Origin of the sequence: Pantoea sp. Morm (assembly GCF_016643525.1) — a bacterium.
In the GTDB taxonomy this organism is placed as follows: Bacteria; Pseudomonadota; Gammaproteobacteria; order Enterobacterales; family Enterobacteriaceae; genus Pantoea; species Pantoea dispersa.
The window spans coordinates 22,258-40,218 of sequence record NZ_VOQX01000033.1 but is presented as its reverse complement, the minus strand read 5'-3'; the positions used below and the strand labels follow the sequence as shown (position 1 = coordinate 40,218).

Here is a 17,961-nt window from a genome sequence, read left to right as displayed (position 1 = left end):
GCTTAACCCGGCGGCTGGCGTCAGGGATAGTCCACGGGGATTACCGCGCGCTGATCAATGGCGGTGCGCCAGTGCTCAAGCGTCGATTGATAAGGACACAGCGTGCCCACCGCCGTCTGGCGACAGTTTTGCTGATGCCACTCCTGGCGCAGCAGCGGATGTTGCTCATCGATCGGCGTCAGCTGGCGCAGGGCATCGAGACTTTGCGCCTGAAAATAGACGCGCAGCAGCAGCGTCTGCGTCTGGTTATCGCGCCAGCGCTCAAACACCAGGCTGCTGCCGGGCGGAATATTACCGCGCGCGTAGCCGGGCAGTTGCCAGCTGAAGCCGATCAGCGTGCGCAGCATGGCGATATTAGTATCGTGTGCCACCAGCAGCAGCCAGCGGGTGGAGGGCGTCGCCGCATCGTCCTGCAGGTTGCGCACCACCGCGTCCAGCAGAATCGACGCACGCTTTTGCGCGATATACGGCACATCATTACTCAGATCGTAATTGGCGGTCAGCAGCGGCAGCAGGGCGCTAATCTGCTGCGCCCGGGTGATGTTGCCCCACGCCAGCTGGCTGAACGGCAGATTTTCGCTCCAGCCGAGCCGTAAGGTTTCGGCCATGCTGGCCAGCACGCTGAGACCCTGCACGTAGGTATGGCCGCTTTTACTCTGCTTCAGCTGCCAGGGGCGATCGAAGAACGGGCAATCTGCCGCGCATACCGCCTGCCTGAGCTGCTGCACGGCGGTCTGTAAACGCTGCTGCAGTGCGGCGAGATCGCCGGCGCGCGCCGCGACCGCTGCCCGCTCCGTGGCAGCATCAGTTTGGCCGAACGGCAGTTTTTCGCTCTGAAATAGCGGATCGACCGTCCCCGCGACGTGATGAACTGCCACATCGCAGCCAGGAAAGGCGCCCTGCAGCAGCGCCTGCGCCGTGGCACGGGTGCGCTGCAGCGGACTGGCACGCACGTAGATTTGCCCGGCATCGGGACAGCCGGCGCGCAGCAGGCCGAGCTGGCGATAGTGTTCACCCTGCCAGCGACCTTTATTCACTACCGCTGCATAACCGTGTGCGGTGAGTTCGCCGTCGGCGCTGCGCCAGCGCGGCCAGGCGCGCTGGGTGGCGGCTTCGATTTCCGTGCGGTTACCTGCGGTGGGAGGACGCACGCCGTGACGGCTGATCTCTACCACTTTTTCCAGCTGGTAGCGCGGCTGCGCCTGCGCGGTGAGCGCCAGCAAAGCCAGCAGCGCGCTCAGCAGCAGACGTGTCATAACGTTGGCTGTGCCGGCAGCAGCGCTTTGAGCTGCGGATAGAGCACCGCGTTGGCCAGCAGCACCGGATTACCCTGTTGCAGGCCATGGTGGCTGAGATAATCGTTGGTGACGCCGCCCGCTTCGCGCATCAGCACAATGCCAGGCAGGCCATCCCACGGATTCATGTGCGCTTCGTAATAGCCAATCAGCCGGCCGGCGGCCGCCCAGGCGCTCATCAGCGCACCGGAACCGTTGCGGATAAACATGCCGCCCTGCGCCAGCAGCTGGCTGATAAAGGTGGTCAGCGGTTCAATCGGCTGGCTGTTCGAGCTGCTAAGGCCCAGCAGCCCCTGGTCGAGCCGCTGCGCGCTGTGTGCCTGAATGCGCTTGTCATTCACCCAGGCACCTTTGCCGCGGCAGGCGTGGAAGGTTTCCTGATGATTAGGATCGCTGACTACGCCAATCACCGGCTGATTGTCGCAGACAATCGCCAGCGAGACGCACCAGTTGTGCAGGCCGTTAATAAAGCTGCTGGTGCCGTCAATCGGATCGATGACCCAGATAAAGCGCGCGCCGCTGACGTCACCACCGCTCTCTTCACCCAGCACTGCATCGTCAGGAAAACGCTCATGAATCAGGTGTTTTACCAGCAGCTCAACGTTGCGATCCGCCTCGCTGACCACATCCTGCAAATCCTTCTTGTGCTCCACCACCAGCTGATGGCGCTGCTGATACCACGCCAGCGCGCGGCTGGCGGCAGTTTTCGCCACCTCACAGGCATAGTGATAACGAGCATCTAATTCGGTTAGCGTAGCTGATGACATTTTTCCCTCTTATCATTCACTGGCAATCGACGTGGCGAACCACGCCGGATAAAGCGCCATGGCTGTGTGACTGGCTTAACAAAAGTTAAGCAAGGCTTCATTAAGCCGCAGATGGCTGCGGCTGGCAAGGGGAGGCAATGCGGGGCAGCGGCAAATTGTGCTTCACAGCTGCCGGGCGCGCGCGGCGGCCATCAGGCGTGGATAGAACTGGAAAAACAGCGGTTCGAGCTGGGTATAGTGGTCAACAAAATCCTGATAGGAGTCGCGCAGCGCCGCCAGCCGTGGCCGGCGATGCGCCATGCCGCTTAGCACGCGCGCCAGCCGCGCCGGGTCAGCATAGTGTTCAAACCAGCGTTCGCGCCACATTACCGCGTTGAGCTCGATAAAATCGCCCGGCGTGCCGGGCAGTTGCGGCACAATGTCGCGCTCGGCGGCAGCGCTAAAGGCGGACAGCGACTGCGCCGGATGCAGCTGATCCCAGTGGCGCGCCAGGAAGTGGTCCCAGATCACGTCGAGGGTAATTGGCGCCACGCGGCGCGTTTCGGCGCGGAACAGCTGACGCGCGCTGCGCACTTCCGGCAGGTTATCGGTCAGCACATCAATGCGCCGGTGCAGGGCAATACCGGCCACCACCGGCTGCGGCCACTGCGCCTCAACGTTGCCGCGCACGAAGTCGGCCAGCAGATTACCCAGCAGTGAGCTGTCGGCCAGGGTTGCAAGGTGAAGGTGAGCAAGAAAGTTCATGGCGCATTATAGGCAGAATCACACCGGCGCAGCCAGTTGTTCAGAATTGCCCACTTTTCCGCTAAACTATGCCGCCTGTTTTTTGAGTCCTGAAGAAGTGATGCATGCGTGTAGCCGATTTTGCCTTTGAATTACCGGAATCTTTGATCGCCCACTATCCGCAGGCGCAGCGCAGCGGATGTCGTCTGCTGTCGCTGGATGGCCCGAGCGGGGCGCTGAACCATGGCGTGTTTACTGATGTGCTGGATAAGCTCAATCCGGGCGATCTGCTGGTGTTCAATAATACCCGGGTGATCCCGGCGCGCGTCTATGGCCGTAAAGCCAGCGGCGGCAAAATTGAGATGCTGGTTGAGCGCATGCTGGATGACAAACGTGTGCTGGCGCACGTGCGCGCCTCCAAAGCGCCGAAGCCGGGTGCCGAATTACTGCTGGGCGACGACGAAAGCGTCAAAGCCACCATGGTGGCGCGCCACGATGCGCTGTTCGAAATTGAGTTTGCGGACGATCGCGCGGTGCTGGATATCCTGAACAGCGTCGGCCATATGCCGCTGCCGCCGTACATCGATCGTCCGGATGAGGAAGCTGACCGCGAGCTGTACCAGACGGTCTACAGCGCGCGCCCCGGCGCGGTGGCAGCGCCGACCGCCGGTCTGCACTTCGATGAGCCGCTGCTGGCGGCGCTGAAGGCAAAAGGCGTGGAGATGGCGTTTGTGACGCTGCACGTCGGCGCTGGCACCTTCCAGCCGGTGCGCGTAGAGAACATCAACGATCACATCATGCACTCTGAATATGCCGAAGTGCCGCAGGACGTGGTGGACGCGGTGCTGGCGTGCAAAGCGCGCGGTAACAAAGTGGTGGCGGTGGGCACCACCTCAGTGCGATCGCTGGAGAGCGCAGCGCAGGCCTGCCAGGATGGGCTGATCGCGCCGTTTTTCGATGACACGCAGATCTTTATCTATCCGGGCTATCACTACCAGGTGATTGATGCGCTAATCACCAACTTCCACCTGCCGGAATCGACGCTGATTATGCTGGTCTCGGCGTTTGCCGGTTATCAACACACCATGGCGGCTTATCAGAGCGCGGTGGCGGAGCAGTACCGTTTCTTTAGCTACGGGGATGCGATGTACATCACCCGTAATCCACAGGCTCCCGACGAAATCGTTGGTGGCTGAGTAATCAGACTGTTTCTCTGATTATCGAAAGAGGTCAATGTGAAATTTGAATTAGATACCACCGACGGGCGCGCGCGCCGTGGCCGTCTGGTCTTTGATCGCGGCGTCGTGGAAACCCCGGCGTTTATGCCGGTCGGCACCTACGGCACTGTCAAAGGCATGACGCCGGAAGAAGTGAAAGAGACCGGCGCGCAGATCCTGCTGGGTAACACCTTCCACCTGTGGCTACGCCCGGGGCAGGAGATCATGAAACTGCACGGCGACCTGCACGATTTCATGCACTGGCAGGGACCGATCCTGACCGACTCCGGCGGCTTCCAGGTATTCAGCCTCGGCGATATCCGTAAAATCACCGAAGCCGGCGTGCATTTCCGCAACCCGATCAACGGCGACCCGATTTTCCTCGACCCGGAAAAATCGATGGAGATTCAGTACGATCTCGGCTCCGACATTGTGATGATCTTCGACGAATGTACGCCGTATCCGGCGGACTGGGATTACGCTAAACGCTCGATGGAGATGTCACTGCGCTGGGCGCAGCGCAGCCGCGACCGCTTTGACGCGCTCGGTAACAAAAATGCGCTATTTGGCATTATTCAGGGCGGGGTTTACGAAGATTTACGTGATGTCTCGGTTAAAGGTCTGGTAGAGATCGGCTTTGATGGGTACGCTGTGGGCGGCCTGGCGGTGGGTGAACCGAAAGAGGACATGCACCGCATCCTGGAACACGTCTGTCCGCAAATTCCGCAAGACAAACCGCGTTATTTGATGGGCGTCGGCAAACCGGAAGATCTGGTGGAAGGCGTTCGCCGCGGTATCGATATGTTTGACTGTGTTATGCCAACGCGTAACGCGCGCAATGGCCATCTGTTCGTCACCGATGGCGTGGTGAAAATCCGCAATGCGAAATACAAAGATGACACCGCGCCGCTGGATGCGGAGTGTGATTGTTACACCTGTCGCAATTACACGCGTGCCTACTTGCATCATCTTGATCGCTGTAACGAAATACTGGGCGCACGTCTGAACACCATCCACAATCTGCGCTATTACCAGCGTCTGATGGCGGGTTTACGCCAGGCCATCGAAGAGGGTAAATTAGAGCACTTTGTTAGCGAGTTCTACCAACGGACGGGCAAAGCGGTTCCACCGTTAAACGTCTGATAATTCTATCAATGAGGGAAATTTAATGAGCTTTTTCATTTCTGACGCCGTGGCCGCAGCTGGCGCTCCGTCTCAGGGAAGTCCGTATTCTCTGGTGATCATGCTGGTGGTTTTTGGTCTGATTTTCTACTTCATGATCCTGCGTCCACAGCAGAAGCGCGCCAAAGATCACAAAAAGCTGATGGATTCCATCTCTAAAGGTGATGAAGTGCTGACCAACGGTGGCCTGGTGGGACGCGTAACGAAAGTGGCTGAAACCGGCTACATCGCTATCGCCCTGAACGACACCACTGAAGTAGTGATTAAACGTGATTTCGTGGCCGCCGTTCTGCCGAAAGGTACAATGAAGGCGCTGTAATTTATTCTTCCCGAAGGGAACTGCCGTGTTAAACCGTTATCCTTTGTGGAAGTACATCATGCTGGTCGTCGTGATTCTCGTCGGCCTGCTGTATGCGCTTCCTAACCTTTATGGTGAGGATCCGGCCGTTCAGATCACTGGTGCGCGCGGTGGCGCCGCCAGTGAGCAAACGTTGGATCAGATCCAGACCGTATTAAAACAAGACAATATCCAGAGCAAATCCCTCGCGCTGGAAAATGGTGCCATTCTGGCCCGTTTCGCTAACACGGATATTCAGCTGCGCGCGCGTGAAGCCATCACCAATGCGCTGGGCGAAGATTTCGTCGTGGCGCTCAACCTGGCCCCTGCCACACCGCGCTGGCTGACCATGCTGGCCGCTGAACCGATGAAACTCGGCCTCGATCTGCGCGGCGGCGTGCACTTCCTGATGGAAGTCGACATGGATACTGCCCTCGGCAAGCTGCAGGAGCAGAATGCTGATGGCCTGCGCAGCGATCTGCGCGAAAAAAATATCCCTTACACCAACGTTAGCAAAATCGCTAACTACGGCACCGAAATACGCTTCCGCGACGGCGCCAGCCGTGATGCGGCCATCAGCTATCTGACGCCGCGCCATCGCGACCTGGTGATCACCAGCGCTGGCAGCGACACGCTGCGTGCGGTGATGACCGATGCGCGTCTGAGTGAAGCGCGCGAATATGCGGTGCAGCAGAACATTAACATCCTGCGTAACCGTGTGAACCAGCTGGGTGTAGCTGAGCCGCTGGTACAGCGTCAGGGCGCTGACCGCATCGTGGTTGAGCTGCCGGGTATCCAGGATACCGCGCGTGCTAAAGAGATTCTGGGTGCTACCGCAACGCTGGAGTTCCGCCTGGTCAACACCTCGGTGGATCCGAGCGCTGCCGCCAGCGGCCGCGTGCCGGGTGACTCGGAAGTGAAAAAGACGCGTGAAGGTCAGCCGGTGGTGCTGTACAAGCGCGTGATTCTCACCGGTGATCACATCACCGACTCGACGTCCAGCATGGATGAGTACAACCAGCCGCAGGTGAATATCTCGCTTGATGGTGCCGGCGGTAACATCATGTCCAACTTCACCAAGGACAACATTGGCAAGCCGATGGCGACCCTGTTTGTGGAGTATAAGGACAGCGGTAAGAAAGATGCGAACGGTCGTGCGATTCTGGTGAAGCAGGAAGAAGTGATTAACGTGGCGAACATTCAGTCGCGCCTCGGCAACAGCTTCCGAATTACCGGTATCAGCAACCCGAACGAAGCGCGTCAGCTGTCGCTGCTGCTGCGTGCCGGTGCGCTGATTGCGCCAATCCAGATTGTGGAAGAGCGGACCATCGGTCCAACCATGGGCCAGCAGAACATCACGCAGGGTCTCGAAGCCTGTCTGTGGGGTCTGATCGCCTCCATCATCTTTATGGTGGTGTTCTACAAGAAGTTTGGTCTGATTGCGACCAGCGCACTGCTGTGCAACCTGGTGCTGATTGTCGGCATCATGTCACTGTTACCGGGCGCCACGCTCACCATGCCGGGCATTGCCGGTATCGTGCTGACGCTGGCGGTGGCGGTGGATGCTAACGTGTTGATTAACGAACGTATTAAAGAAGAACTGCGTAACGGACGCTCGGTACAGCAGGCGATTCATGAAGGCTATAAAGGCGCCTTCTCCAGTATCGTCGACGCCAACGTCACCACGCTGATTAAAGTCATCATTCTTTATGCGGTCGGTACCGGCTCGATCAAAGGGTTTGCGATTACCACGGCTATCGGTATCGCGACTTCCATGTTCACCGCTATCGTCGGCACCCGTGCCATCGTTAACCTGGTGTACGGCGGCAAACGCATCAATAAGCTGTCTATCTGAGGAGTGCGTTGTGGCACAGGAATATAGTATTGAACAGCTGAACCATGGGCGTAAAGTCGTCGACTTTATGCGCTGGGACACGCTGGCCTTTATCATCTCCGGCCTGCTGATTGTGGCGTCCATCGCCATTATCGGTGTGCGCGGCTTTAACTGGGGGCTCGATTTCACCGGCGGGACGGTGATTGAGATCAACCTCGAGAAGCCGGCGGATCTGGATGCGCTGCGTGACGGGCTGGTGAAGGCAGGCTTTGAGGAGCCGCTGGTACAGAACTTTGGCAGCAGCCGTGATGTGATGGTGCGTATGCCACCGACCACCGGCAATGCAGGCCAGGAGCTGGGCAACAAAGTGGTTGCCTCGATCAATCAGACGACGCAGCAGAACGCGACCGTGAAGCGAATTGAGTTCGTGGGCCCGAGCGTGGGCAGCGATCTGGCGCAGGCCGGGGCGATGGCGCTGCTGTCGGCGCTGATTGCGATTCTGATCTACATCGGCTTTCGCTTTGAGTGGCGTCTGGCGCTGGGCACCGTGCTGGCGCTGGCGCACGACGTGATCATCACCTGCGGCATTCTGTCGCTGTTCCACATTGAGATCGATCTGACGATTGTGGCGTCGCTGATGTCGGTGATTGGTTACTCGCTCAACGATAAGATCGTGGTTTCCGACCGTATTCGTGAGAACTTCCGCAAAATCCGTCGCGGTTCTTCTTACGACATCACTAACGTGTCGCTGACCCAGACGCTGAGCCGTACGTTGATCACCTCGATCACCACGCTGGCGATGATCCTGATCCTGTTCATCTTTGGTGGCGCGCTGCTGAAAGGCTTCTCGCTGACCATGCTGATCGGTGTCACCATCGGTACCGTTTCGTCGATCTACGTGTCGTCCGCGCTGGCGCTGAAGCTGGGCATGAAGCGTGAACACATGCTGGTGCAGAAAGTGGAGAAAGAGGGCGCCGATCAGCCTTCGATTCTGCCGTAATTGTGCCGGAGAAATGAAACGGGCTGCCTGAGTGCAGCCCGTTTTTTTTATGCCTGACGCCAGAATTACTGGCCTGCGACAACCGCGCCGCTGGCGTCCATCACCGCCTGCACATCATGCACGCGCACGTAGCCGAGCTGACCCGGTGCCAGCCCGCTGAGCCGCAGCGGTACGCTGACCGAACTGCGCGGCATCAGACTGGCGGGCACGGTAATGGTCTGGCTCAGGCTGTCGGCGTTCAGCGGCTTGCCGCTGGCGGGATCCATTTCGCCCCATACCACGCGGGCGCTGAGCGCCGGCACCGGCTTATCATCGGTTGCACGGATATTCAGGTTAGCGCGGCTGCCGCTGGCTTCCCCCTCAACGTGCGACAGCGACAGGCGCAGTTTACCCAGCTGCGTCTGCAGCTCTACCGGCGTATTCGCCTGCGGGAGTAACCATGCGCCCTGCGTCGACTGGCTATTGAGCTGCCCCTGAATCTCCAGCGCGCTGGCCTGACTGGTCAGTTTGCGCATCTGCTGGTTGAGCTGGCTCACTTCCTGATGCAGCGCTTTGACCTGAGGTGAAGCGGGGGGGGAGCTGCAACCACTGAGCACCAGCGCAGCAAGCGCTGCCGGCACCCAAATCATCCTGAACGTCATGCAATGTCCTTCCGGTTATTTAGGGATACGTAAAACCTGGCCGGGATAGATCTTATCAGGATGCGTCAGCATTGGCTTGTTCGCCTCAAAGATCTTGTTGTATTCGTTCGGCGTGCCGTACACCTGCTTCGAGATAGCGCTCAGGGTATCGCCTTTTTTCACCGTGTAGAATTCGGCCTGCGTGGCGCTGTCACTGGTGGTGACGTTATCTTCCACTTTGGTGATGCCGGCCACGTTACCCGCCGCCACCAAAATCTTCTCTTTCAACTCCTGCGAGATACCGTCACCGCTGACCTTCACGGTATCGCCCTGGACATCGACTTTCACTTTATCGCTGTCGGGCAGGCCGAGTTGATTAATGTGCTCCTGCAGCTTTTTGCTCTGGTCATCGCCGCCTGACACCGCATCCCACAGTTTTTCACCCGCTTCTTTGACGAAATTGAATAAACCCATACATCCTCCTGTCATTAAGCCGGATTGGCTCTCTAAGCTTAGTAACTTTTCACGGTTTGCTGTAACCGTCAGGCGTCGCTGTGAGCCAGGTGGCGATTCTGCGCCCTGTATTTTGTTGCAACCGGGAACGCGCTACACTATCTGCCCCCAATTCTCGCGACAGGAAACGTCATGCATTGCCCATTCTGCTCCGCTGTGGACACCAAAGTGATTGATTCACGTCTGGTTAGTGAAGGCTCCTCAGTGCGCCGCCGCCGCCAGTGCCTGGTGTGCCATGAGCGTTTTACCACCTTTGAAGTGGCCGAGCTGGTAATGCCGCGCGTGGTGAAAAGCAACGACGTGCGCGAACCCTTTAACGAAGATAAGCTGGCCAGCGGCATGATGAAGGCGCTGGAGAAGCGTCCGGTGAGCGCGGATGCCGTCGACAATGCGGTCAATCACATCAAAACCCAGTTGCGCGCCACCGGCGAACGTGAAATTCCCAGCAAGCTGATTGGTAACCTGGTGATGGAAGAGCTGAAGAAGCTGGATAAAGTTGCTTATATTCGTTTCGCATCGGTGTACCGCAGTTTTGAAGATATTCGTGATTTTGGCGAAGAGATCGCCCGCTTACAGGATTAATCCATGACCGATGCGCACTACATGGCGCGCGCGCTGGAACTGGCGCGGCGCGGACAATATACCACCACCCCAAATCCTAACGTCGGCTGCGTTATCGTGCGCGACGGCACGATCGTGGGCGAAGGCTGGCATCAGCGCGCCGGTGAACCGCACGCGGAAGTGCACGCGCTGCGCATGGCGGGTGACCACGCACGCGGTGCGACCGCGTATGTCACGCTGGAACCCTGCAGCCATCACGGTCGGACGCCGCCGTGCTGCGATGCGCTGATTGCCGCCGGCGTCAGCCGGGTGGTCGCGGCGATGCAGGATCCTAATCCGCAGGTGGCCGGGCGCGGCTTGTATCGTTTACAGCAGGCGGGCATCGACGTGAGTCACGGCCTCATGATGAATGAAGCGGAAGCGCTCAATCGCGGTTTTCTCAAACGCATGCGTACCGGTTTTCCGTGGATTCAGCTCAAACTGGGCGCCTCGCTGGATGGTCGTACCGCCATGGCCAGTGGCGAAAGCCAGTGGATCACTTCCGCAGCGGCAAGGCGCGATGTGCAACGTTTACGTGCCCGCAGTTCAGCTATTCTTACCACCAGCGCCACCGTGCTGGCGGACAATCCGTCGCTGACGGTGCGCTGGGATGAACTGAGCGAGACCGTGCGCCAGCAGCTGGATGAGAGCCAGCTGCGTCAGCCGGTGCGGGTGGTGATCGACAGCCAGCAGCGCGTGACGCCACAGCATCGTTTGATCGCCCAGCCCGGCGAAACCTGGCTGATGCGCACGGAGGCTGATGCACAAAGCTGGCCGCCGGGCGTGAGTCAGATTGAGGTGCCGCCGCGCGGTGAGCAGCTCGATCTGGTGGCGATGATGATGCTGCTCGGTCAGCGTCAGATCAACAGCGTGTGGGTTGAGGCCGGTGCCGGTCTGGCCGGTGCGCTGCTGCAGGCCGGCCTGGTGGATGAACTGATCGTTTATCTGGCGCCGAAACTGCTGGGTAATGCCGCGCGCGGCCTGTGTGCGCTGCCGGGACTGGAAACGCTGGCCGATGCGCCAGCGCTGAATTTTAGCGACGTGCGTCAGGTCGGCGACGATTTACGGCTGACCCTGACACCACGCTGAGCATGCACGGAAAAGCCTGAGCGCGTTGCCGAAGAGTATGATAGAATCCGCCCCCTTCTGCGGGGCCATAAAACAAACACCCAAAGGATATGTATGAAAGTTATCGAAGCTGCTGTTGCCACGCCTGATGCCAATATTGCCATCGTAATCGCGCGTTTTAACAATTTCATCAATGACAGCCTGCTGGACGGTGCGGTTGACGCGCTGAAGCGTATTGGCCAGGTCAAAGCGGAAAACATCACCGTGGTCTGGGTACCGGGCGCTTACGAGCTGCCGCTGGCGGCACGCGCCCTGGCGAAAACCGGCAAGCACGACGCGATCGTTGCACTGGGCACGGTGATCCGTGGCGGTACCGCACACTTCGAATACGTGGCGGGTGAAGCCAGCTCCGGCATCGCTCACGTAGCGATGAACAGCGAAATTCCGGTGACCTTCGGCGTCCTGACCACCGAAAACATCGAGCAGGCGATTGAACGCGCCGGCACCAAAGCGGGTAACAAAGGCGCCGAAGCGGCCCTGACCGCACTTGAAATGATTAACGTATTGAAAGCCATCAAAGCCTGATTTTTGTAAGGGGAATTTTGTGAAACCTGCTGCTCGTCGTCGCGCCCGTGAGTGCGCTGTCCAGGCGCTTTACTCCTGGCAGTTGTCTAACAACGACATTGCCGATGTGGAATACCAGTTTCTGGCGGAACAAGACGTCAAAGACGTCGATATTAGCTATTTCCGCGAACTGCTGGCCGGTGTGGCGACCAACAGCGCGTTCCTGGACGGCCTGATGAAGCCTTACCTGTCGCGCCAGCTGGAAGAGCTGGGCCAGGTAGAAAAAGCCATCCTGCGCATTTCGCTCTATGAACTGAGCAAGCGTGACGATGTGCCGTACAAAGTGGCGATCAACGAAGGTATCGAACTGGCTAAAGTGTTTGGTGCTGAAGACAGCCATAAATTTGTTAACGGCGTGCTGGATAAAGCCGCTCCGCAAATTCGACCGAACAAAAAATAAGTGCAAAAGGCCGGCTCACCGGCCTTTTTTCATTGAGACCTGACTTATGTCCTGTGGTGAATTCGAACTGATCGCACGTTATTTTAACCGCGTCACCAGCTCCCGCCGCGATGTGGAGAAGGGAATTGGTGACGACTGCGCGTTACTTAACGTGCCGGAAAAACAGACGCTGGCCATCAGCACCGATACGCTGGTGGCGGGCGTGCATTTCTTACGTGATATCCATCCGGCCGATCTCGGCTACAAAGCGCTGGCGGTTAACCTGAGCGACCTGGCGGCGATGGGCGCCGATCCGGCATGGTTAACGCTGGCGTTGACGTTGCCTGAGGTAGATGAACCCTGGCTGGCCGCGTTCAGCGACAGCCTGTTTGAGCTGCTGGATTATTACGATATGCAGCTGATCGGCGGCGATACCACGCGCGGGCCGCTCAGCCTGACGCTGGGCATTCATGGCCTGGTGCCGGCCGGCCGTGCGCTGAAGCGCGCCGGGGCTAAACCGGGTGACTGGATTTTTGTCACCGGCACGCTGGGCGACAGCGCTGCTGGCCTGTCGCTGCTGCAGCACCATCATCGCCTGAACGATCCGGCGGTGCATGAAGTGCTGATCAAGCGCCATCTGCGCCCGATGCCACGCGTGCTGCAGGGCCAGGCGCTGCGCAATCTGGCGACATCAGCCATCGATCTGTCCGATGGCCTGATCTCCGATCTCGGCCATATTCTCACCGCCAGCCGCGTCGGTGCCCGCATCAATCTGGATGCGCTGCCGCTGTCGGCTGCGTTGCGCGATCACTTCGAGCCGGAACAGGTGCTGCGCTGGGCGCTGAGCGGGGGTGAAGATTATGAGCTGTGCTTTACCGTGCCGGAAGTCAATCGTGGTGCACTGGATGTGGCGCTGGGCCATCTTGGCGTGGCGTATACCTGCATCGGCCAGATCGCGCCGGAAGCAGAAGGGCTGACGCTGCTGGAGAACGGCAAGCCGCGCAGTTTCCATCACAAGGGATTTGATCACTTTGACGCTAAATAAAGATGTGGCCAAAGGCCGTCTGCGCATGGCCAATCCGTGGCACCTGCTGGCGACCGGTTTTGGCAGCGGCCTGAGCCCGATTATGCCCGGCACCGCCGGTTCAATTGCCGCCATTCCCTTCTGGTGGCTGATGACGCTGCTGCCGCTGCAGCTGTATTCGCTGCTGGTGCTGATTGGCATCAGCGTGGGTGTCTACCTGTGTCACCGCACCGCGCGTGATATGGGCGTGCACGACCATGGCAGCATCGTGTGGGATGAGTTCATCGGCATGTGGATTACGCTGATGGCGATACCGGCGATGAGCTGGCAATGGGTGCTGGCCGGCTTTGTGATTTTCCGTATTTTTGACATGTGGAAGCCGTGGCCGATTCGCTGGTTCGACCGTAACGTGCACGGCGGCATGGGCATTATGGTCGATGACATTATCGCCGGGGTCATTTCAGCGGCGATTTTGTATGGGCTGGGGCTGGTGCTTTAATGTTCCAGGTGCGCATGAATGCGCACCCTACAGAAAGCGTTGCCATGAATGCGTTGCCGCAGGCAGATCGCCAGGAATGCGTAGACCACAGGCAGGTCGCCATGTATGCGCTGCCTGTGACATCAGGTCGCCCTGAAGGCGACCTGACTGGACCGTTACTCGAATCCCACCACCGGATGCGGTTGGTAGACGCTCTCCAGCTCGGCGATATCGGTTGAACTCAGCTCCACGTCGACGGCTTTCACCAGCTCGGCAAACTGCTGCTCGCGCGAGGCACCAATAATCGGCGCGGTAACCACCGGCTTATGCAGCAGCCACGCCAGCGCCACCTGCGCGCGCGTTACGCCTTTGTCCGCAGCCACCGTTGCCAGCCGTTGCGCAATGGCCGCGTCATTCTCTTCGGTGCCGGTATAGAGTTTTTCCATCACGTTATCCGACACCGAACGCGCAGTGGTTTCTCCCCACGGACGCGTCAGCTTACCGCGCGCCAGCGGGCTCCACGGCAGCACCGCGATGCCTTCGCGCTGGCACAGCGGATGCATCTCTTTCTCTTCTTCGCGCTGAATCAGGTTGTACTGATCCTGCATACTGACAAAACTCGCCCAGCCATGCTGCTGCTGTAACTGCAGCGCCTGCGCAAACTGTGTGGCATGCATCGAGGAAGCCCCGATGTAACGCGCTTTGCCTGACCGCACTACCTGATCGAGCGCTTCCAGCGTCTCTTCAATCGGCGTGGCGTAATCCCAGCGATGAATCTGCAGCAGATCGACATACTCCATGCCAAGCCGCGTCAGGCTGTCATCAATCGACTGCAGAATATTGGTGCGCGACAGCCCCTGCGACAGGTTGCTCAGCGGAAAGTAGACTTTGGTCGCCACCACCACCCGATCGCGCTGCGCATAATCTTTGAGCGCGCGGCCGAGGATCTCCTCACTGCTGCCGTCGGAGTAGCTGTTAGCGGTGTCGAAGAAGTTAATGCCCGCGTCCAGCGCCTGCTTAATCAGCGGTCGGCTGCTCTCTTCCGGCAGCGTCCAGGCGTGGTTACCGCGCAGCGGATCGCCATAGGTCATACAGCCTAAACAGAGACGTGAAACCTGCAGATCGGTCTGGCCTAAACGAACGGTTTTCATGAAGGGCTCCTGCTCTTATGCGTGGGGTTTTACCCTCAAGCATAGCAGCAGGAGCGGGGAAGGGCGGTTACTGCGCCAGCCAGGCGGCGATTTGCTGCTGGATGCCTGCGGCGTCCAGCTGATAATCCTGACGCACTTCTTCCTGCGTCCCCTGCGGAATGAACTCATCCGGCAGGCCGAGGTTAAGCACCGGCACGCGCAGGCGTTTCGCCATCACGTATTCATTGACGCCGCTGCCGGCACCGCCTTTGATCGCGCCTTCTTCCAGCGTAATCAGCGCGTCGTGGCTGGCCGCCAGTTCGCTAATCAGGGCTTCATCCAGCGGCTTAACAAAGCGCATGTCGACCAGCGTGGCGTTGAGCGCGTCGGCGGCGGCCTGCGCTTCCGGCAGCAGAGTACCAAAGTTGAGGATGGCCAGCTGCTCGCCGCGACGCCGGATGACCCCTTTGCCAAGCGGCAGGCTGGCCAGCGGTTCCAGCGTGGCGCCGGTGCCGGTGCCGCGCGGATAGCGCACCGCGCTCGGGCCATCCTGATAGTGGTAGCCGGTGTAAAGCATCTGCCGGCACTCGTTTTCATCGCTTGGCGTCATGATCACCATGCCCGGCACGCAGCGCAGATAGGCGATATCAAACGCCCCCTGGTGCGTCTGGCCGTCGGCACCCACGATACCGCCGCGATCGATAGCAAACAGTACCGGCAATTGCTGAATTGCCACGTCGTGAATCACCTGGTCGTAGGCGCGCTGCAGGAAGGTGGAGTAAATCGCCACCACCGGCTTATAACCGCCGATGGCCATGCCTGCGGCAAACGTCACCGCATGCTGCTCGGCGATCGCCACGTCAAAATACTGCTGCGGATAATCACGCGAGTAGCTCACCATGCCGGAGCCTTCGCGCATGGCCGGCGTCACGGCCATCAGCCGCGCATCGTCGGCGGCCATCTCGCTCAGCCAGTTACCAAAAATTTTCGAGTAGCTCGGCAGGCCCGGCGCGCTTTTCGGCAGCGAGCCGCTGGCCGGATCGAATTTTGGCACCGCGTGCCAGGTAATCGGATCTTCTTCCGCCGGCGCGTAGCCCTTGCCCTTTTTGGTCATGATGTGCAGGAACTGCGGCCCTTTCAGATCGCGCATATTCTTCAGCGTACTGACCAGCGTCAGCACATCGTGACCGTCGACCGGACCGATATAGTTAAAGCCCAGCTCCTCAAACAGCGTGCCCGGCACCACCATGCCTTTCAGGTGCTCTTCAGTGCGCTTCACCAGCTCTTTGATCGGCGGCAGGCCGCCCAGCACGCGTTTGCCGCCTTCGCGCAGGCGTGAATAGGTTTTTCCCGAGAGAATCTGCGCCAGGCGATTGTTCAGCGCACCCACGTTCTCAGAGATCGACATCTCGTTGTCGTTGAGGATCACCAGCATGTCCGGCTTGATATCACCGGCGTGGTTCATGGCTTCAAACGCCATGCCCGCGGTAATCGCGCCGTCGCCAATGATACAGGCGGTACGGCGACCTTTGCCTTCGCGTTCGGCGGCCACGGCCATGCCGAGACCGGCACTGATGGACGTCGACGAGTGGCCCACGCTCAGCACGTCATATTCGCTTTCGCCGCGCCACGGGAACGGGTGCAGGCCATTTTTCTGGCGGATAGTGCCGATACGGTCGCGGCGGCCGGTCAGAATCTTGTGCGGATAGGCCTGATGGCCGACGTCCCACACCAGATGATCAAACGGGGTGTTGTACACATAATGCAACGCGACGGTCAGCTCGACGACGCCCAGACCCGAAGCAAAGTGGCCGGACGAGCGGCTCACGCTGTCCAGCAGATACTGACGCAGCTCGTCGCACAGGTCCGGAAGTTTTTCTTTAGGCAGTAAACGTAATTCCTGAACCGTGCCTGCTAACGCCAGTGTCGGGTATTTTGCAATATCAAAACTCATCAGAGACTCATTATATAAGTTATTTATCGCGTTCAATTATAAAGCTGGCCAGCGCCTGCAGAGCGGACGTGTCATACGACTGTGCCGCCAGCACCTCCAGCGCGCCCAGTGCTTCGCGATAGAGATCCTGCGCTTTGGCCCGCGCGTTATCCAGTCCCAGCAGCGCCGGGTAAGTACTTTTCCCCAGCGCCTGATCGGCTCCCTGGGTTTTGCCCAGAACGGCGGTATCGCCGACCACATCAAGGATGTCATCCTGCACCTGAAACGCCAGTCCGATGGCGTTGGCGTAGATATCCAGCTGCGGCAGCGCATCGCGGCCCGCGGCACCCGCAGTGAGGGCGCCGAGACGCACGGCGGCGCGGATCAGCGCGCCGGTTTTATGGCGATGGATCTGCTCCAGCTGGTTCAGGTCCACGGATTGGCCTTCGGCGGCTAAATCCAGCGCCTGGCCACCGCACATGCCGGCCACGCCGCTGGCCTGCGCCAGTTCGGAAATCATGGCAATGCGATCCTGCGGGCTTACGCCGGGCATCGGCTGGTCCGCAAGAATGGTAAACGCCAGGGTTTGCAGGGCATCGCCGGCCAGAATCGCCGTGTCTTCGCCATATTTGATATGGCAGGTTGGCTGCCCGCGACGTAACGCATCGTCGTCCATCGCCGGCAGGTCATCATGAATCAATGAGTAAGCGTGAATGCACTCCACCGCTGCGGCGGGGGCATCCAGGCTGGCCGCCTCGGCGCGCAGCATCTCGCCAGTGGCATACACCAGAAACGGGCGCAGGCGCTTACCGCCTAATAGTGCCCCATATTGCATGGCGTTCACCAGAGGAGAACTCTGAAAAGGAAGTGGATCTATTAAGCGCGTCAACGCCTGGTTCACGCGCTCATGGTAGGCGCGCTGCAGTTGCACGAAATCCATTACTCATTTTCCGGCGTGAAAGGGGTGAGCGGGGCGTCTTTGTCGTCGCTCAGCAGAATCTGCACGCGCTGTTCCGCCGCCTGCAGGGTTTGCTGGCCGCTGCGTGCCAGCTGTACGCCGCGCTCGAATTCATTCAGCGCCTCTTCCAGCGGCAGTTCGCCACTCTCCAGACGGCTGACAATCTGTTCCAGCTGCTGCAGTGCGTTTTCAAAACTCACGGGCGCTTCGGCTTTTTTCGGCATAATCAGTGTCGACTCACAGGTTGGGACATTATGTTGCAATCGGTCATGGTAGCCG

The 17,961-nt window shown here is 59.3% G+C and carries 20 protein-coding genes; 11 read left to right on the top strand and 9 right to left on the bottom strand.

Annotation, left to right across the window (positions count from 1 at the left end):
* Positions 1–20: 20 nt before the first annotated feature.
* The 3 genes from FT726_RS13410 to FT726_RS13400 all read right to left on the bottom strand — a co-directional run bounded on the left by FT726_RS13410 (position 21) and on the right by FT726_RS13400 (position 2,806).
* Positions 21–1,256, bottom strand: a complete 1,236-nt coding sequence (locus tag FT726_RS13410; RefSeq protein ID WP_346302917.1) for a histidine-type phosphatase — start codon at positions 1,254–1,256, stop codon at positions 21–23.
* A complete protein-coding gene (locus FT726_RS13405; protein WP_282996673.1) occupies positions 1,253–2,062 on the bottom strand; it encodes an inositol monophosphatase in 810 nt (269 codons plus the stop codon). Before FT726_RS13405 ends, FT726_RS13410 begins: the two co-directional genes overlap by 4 nt.
* A 162-nt stretch (positions 2,063–2,224) precedes the next feature.
* Positions 2,225–2,806, bottom strand: a complete 582-nt coding sequence (locus FT726_RS13400; protein WP_058781210.1) for an ACP phosphodiesterase — start codon at positions 2,804–2,806, stop codon at positions 2,225–2,227.
* Positions 2,807–2,910: 104 nt separating this feature from the next.
* On the opposite strand from FT726_RS13400, the gene queA reads away from it, so the two are divergent.
* Genes queA through secF form a run of 5 tightly spaced genes read left to right on the top strand, consistent with a single transcriptional unit; the run spans position 2,911 to position 8,355 of the window.
* Positions 2,911–3,981: a tRNA preQ1(34) S-adenosylmethionine ribosyltransferase-isomerase QueA gene (gene queA / locus FT726_RS13395; protein WP_058769378.1), complete on the top strand. Its 1,071-nt coding sequence runs from the start codon at positions 2,911–2,913 to the stop codon at positions 3,979–3,981.
* Between the two features lie 39 nt (positions 3,982–4,020).
* Positions 4,021–5,145, top strand: coding sequence for a tRNA guanosine(34) transglycosylase Tgt (gene tgt / locus FT726_RS13390; RefSeq protein WP_021507154.1), 1,125 nt, complete (start codon positions 4,021–4,023; stop codon positions 5,143–5,145).
* 25 nt (positions 5,146–5,170) lie between these two features.
* Positions 5,171–5,503 carry a preprotein translocase subunit YajC gene (yajC, locus tag FT726_RS13385; RefSeq protein ID WP_021507155.1) on the top strand — a complete coding sequence of 111 codons (333 nt, stop codon included), beginning with the start codon at positions 5,171–5,173 and terminating at the stop codon, positions 5,501–5,503.
* Between the two features lie 25 nt (positions 5,504–5,528).
* A complete protein-coding gene (gene secD, locus FT726_RS13380) occupies positions 5,529–7,376 on the top strand; it encodes a protein translocase subunit SecD (RefSeq protein ID WP_071813591.1) in 1,848 nt (615 codons plus the stop codon).
* A 10-nt stretch (positions 7,377–7,386) separates the two neighbouring features.
* A complete protein-coding gene (gene secF, locus FT726_RS13375; RefSeq protein WP_021507157.1) occupies positions 7,387–8,355 on the top strand; it encodes a protein translocase subunit SecF in 969 nt (322 codons plus the stop codon).
* A gap of 65 nt (positions 8,356–8,420) precedes the next feature.
* Here secF and FT726_RS13370 read toward each other — a convergent pair whose 3' ends face one another.
* Complete coding sequence (locus FT726_RS13370) at positions 8,421–8,996, bottom strand: DUF3251 domain-containing protein (RefSeq protein ID WP_346302916.1); 576 nt, start codon at positions 8,994–8,996, stop codon at positions 8,421–8,423.
* 15 nt (positions 8,997–9,011) lie between these two features.
* Positions 9,012–9,449, bottom strand: coding sequence for a peptidoglycan-binding protein LysM (gene lysM, locus FT726_RS13365; RefSeq protein ID WP_021507159.1), 438 nt, complete (start codon positions 9,447–9,449; stop codon positions 9,012–9,014).
* Between the two features lie 171 nt (positions 9,450–9,620).
* On the opposite strand from lysM, the gene nrdR reads away from it, so the two are divergent.
* The 6 genes from nrdR (at position 9,621) to pgpA (ending at position 13,682) form a co-directional block, all read left to right on the top strand.
* Entirely contained in the window at positions 9,621–10,070 is a 450-nt protein-coding gene (gene nrdR / locus FT726_RS13360) for a transcriptional regulator NrdR (protein WP_031279647.1), read from the top strand.
* A 3-nt stretch (positions 10,071–10,073) separates the two neighbouring features.
* Positions 10,074–11,177, top strand: a complete 1,104-nt coding sequence (ribD, locus tag FT726_RS13355) for a bifunctional diaminohydroxyphosphoribosylaminopyrimidine deaminase/5-amino-6-(5-phosphoribosylamino)uracil reductase RibD (protein WP_058781212.1) — start codon at positions 10,074–10,076, stop codon at positions 11,175–11,177.
* Between the two features lie 93 nt (positions 11,178–11,270).
* Positions 11,271–11,741 carry a 6,7-dimethyl-8-ribityllumazine synthase gene (gene ribE, locus FT726_RS13350; RefSeq protein WP_021507162.1) on the top strand — a complete coding sequence of 157 codons (471 nt, stop codon included), beginning with the start codon at positions 11,271–11,273 and terminating at the stop codon, positions 11,739–11,741.
* 19 nt (positions 11,742–11,760) lie between these two features.
* On the top strand, positions 11,761–12,180 hold the full coding sequence (gene nusB / locus FT726_RS13345; RefSeq protein ID WP_031279648.1) for a transcription antitermination factor NusB: 420 nt from the start codon (positions 11,761–11,763) through the stop codon (positions 12,178–12,180).
* Positions 12,181–12,226: 46 nt separating this feature from the next.
* The gene (gene thiL, locus FT726_RS13340; protein WP_021507164.1) at positions 12,227–13,204 is read left to right on the top strand and encodes a thiamine-phosphate kinase; all 978 of its coding nucleotides are present in this window, start codon (positions 12,227–12,229) and stop codon (positions 13,202–13,204) included.
* The gene (pgpA, locus tag FT726_RS13335; RefSeq protein ID WP_104092647.1) at positions 13,191–13,682 is read left to right on the top strand and encodes a phosphatidylglycerophosphatase A; all 492 of its coding nucleotides are present in this window, start codon (positions 13,191–13,193) and stop codon (positions 13,680–13,682) included. The genes thiL and pgpA overlap by 14 nt, the downstream gene beginning before the upstream one ends.
* 155 nt (positions 13,683–13,837) lie before the next feature.
* On the opposite strand, the gene FT726_RS13330 is transcribed toward pgpA, so the two are convergent.
* The 4 genes from FT726_RS13330 to xseB form a co-directional block, all read right to left on the bottom strand.
* Entirely contained in the window at positions 13,838–14,812 is a 975-nt protein-coding gene (locus tag FT726_RS13330) for an aldo/keto reductase (RefSeq protein ID WP_288422979.1), read from the bottom strand.
* Between the two features lie 67 nt (positions 14,813–14,879).
* Positions 14,880–16,745, bottom strand: coding sequence for a 1-deoxy-D-xylulose-5-phosphate synthase (gene dxs / locus FT726_RS13325; protein WP_021507167.1), 1,866 nt, complete (start codon positions 16,743–16,745; stop codon positions 14,880–14,882).
* 19 nt (positions 16,746–16,764) lie between these two features.
* Positions 16,765–17,664 (bottom strand): (2E,6E)-farnesyl diphosphate synthase, encoded by a 900-nt coding sequence (gene ispA, locus FT726_RS13320; RefSeq protein ID WP_021507168.1) that lies wholly within the window; start codon positions 17,662–17,664, stop codon positions 16,765–16,767.
* Positions 17,664–17,906 (bottom strand): exodeoxyribonuclease VII small subunit, encoded by a 243-nt coding sequence (gene xseB, locus FT726_RS13315; RefSeq protein ID WP_021507169.1) that lies wholly within the window; start codon positions 17,904–17,906, stop codon positions 17,664–17,666. The genes ispA and xseB overlap by 1 nt, the downstream gene beginning before the upstream one ends.
* Between the last annotated feature and the right edge of the window lie 55 nt (positions 17,907–17,961).

What these genes read in the sequence shown, in the direction of transcription:
- dxs (WP_021507167.1), bottom strand. Translation starts at nt 16,745, where the DNA reads ATGAGTTTTGATATTGCAAAATACCCGACACTGGCGTTAGCAGGCACG.
- ribE (WP_021507162.1), top strand. Translation starts at nt 11,271, where the DNA reads ATGAAAGTTATCGAAGCTGCTGTTGCCACGCCTGATGCCAATATTGCC.
- thiL (WP_021507164.1), top strand. Translation starts at nt 12,227, where the DNA reads ATGTCCTGTGGTGAATTCGAACTGATCGCACGTTATTTTAACCGCGTC.
- FT726_RS13330 (WP_288422979.1), bottom strand. Translation starts at nt 14,812, where the DNA reads ATGAAAACCGTTCGTTTAGGCCAGACCGATCTGCAGGTTTCACGTCTC.
- xseB (WP_021507169.1), bottom strand. Translation starts at nt 17,906, where the DNA reads ATGCCGAAAAAAGCCGAAGCGCCCGTGAGTTTTGAAAACGCACTGCAG.
- ispA (WP_021507168.1), bottom strand. Translation starts at nt 17,664, where the DNA reads ATGGATTTCGTGCAACTGCAGCGCGCCTACCATGAGCGCGTGAACCAG.
- queA (WP_058769378.1), top strand. Translation starts at nt 2,911, where the DNA reads ATGCGTGTAGCCGATTTTGCCTTTGAATTACCGGAATCTTTGATCGCC.
- FT726_RS13370 (WP_346302916.1), bottom strand. Translation starts at nt 8,996, where the DNA reads ATGACGTTCAGGATGATTTGGGTGCCGGCAGCGCTTGCTGCGCTGGTG.
- yajC (WP_021507155.1), top strand. Translation starts at nt 5,171, where the DNA reads ATGAGCTTTTTCATTTCTGACGCCGTGGCCGCAGCTGGCGCTCCGTCT.
- FT726_RS13400 (WP_058781210.1), bottom strand. Translation starts at nt 2,806, where the DNA reads ATGAACTTTCTTGCTCACCTTCACCTTGCAACCCTGGCCGACAGCTCA.
- FT726_RS13405 (WP_282996673.1), bottom strand. Translation starts at nt 2,062, where the DNA reads ATGTCATCAGCTACGCTAACCGAATTAGATGCTCGTTATCACTATGCC.
- nrdR (WP_031279647.1), top strand. Translation starts at nt 9,621, where the DNA reads ATGCATTGCCCATTCTGCTCCGCTGTGGACACCAAAGTGATTGATTCA.
- FT726_RS13410 (WP_346302917.1), bottom strand. Translation starts at nt 1,256, where the DNA reads ATGACACGTCTGCTGCTGAGCGCGCTGCTGGCTTTGCTGGCGCTCACC.
- lysM (WP_021507159.1), bottom strand. Translation starts at nt 9,449, where the DNA reads ATGGGTTTATTCAATTTCGTCAAAGAAGCGGGTGAAAAACTGTGGGAT.
- ribD (WP_058781212.1), top strand. Translation starts at nt 10,074, where the DNA reads ATGACCGATGCGCACTACATGGCGCGCGCGCTGGAACTGGCGCGGCGC.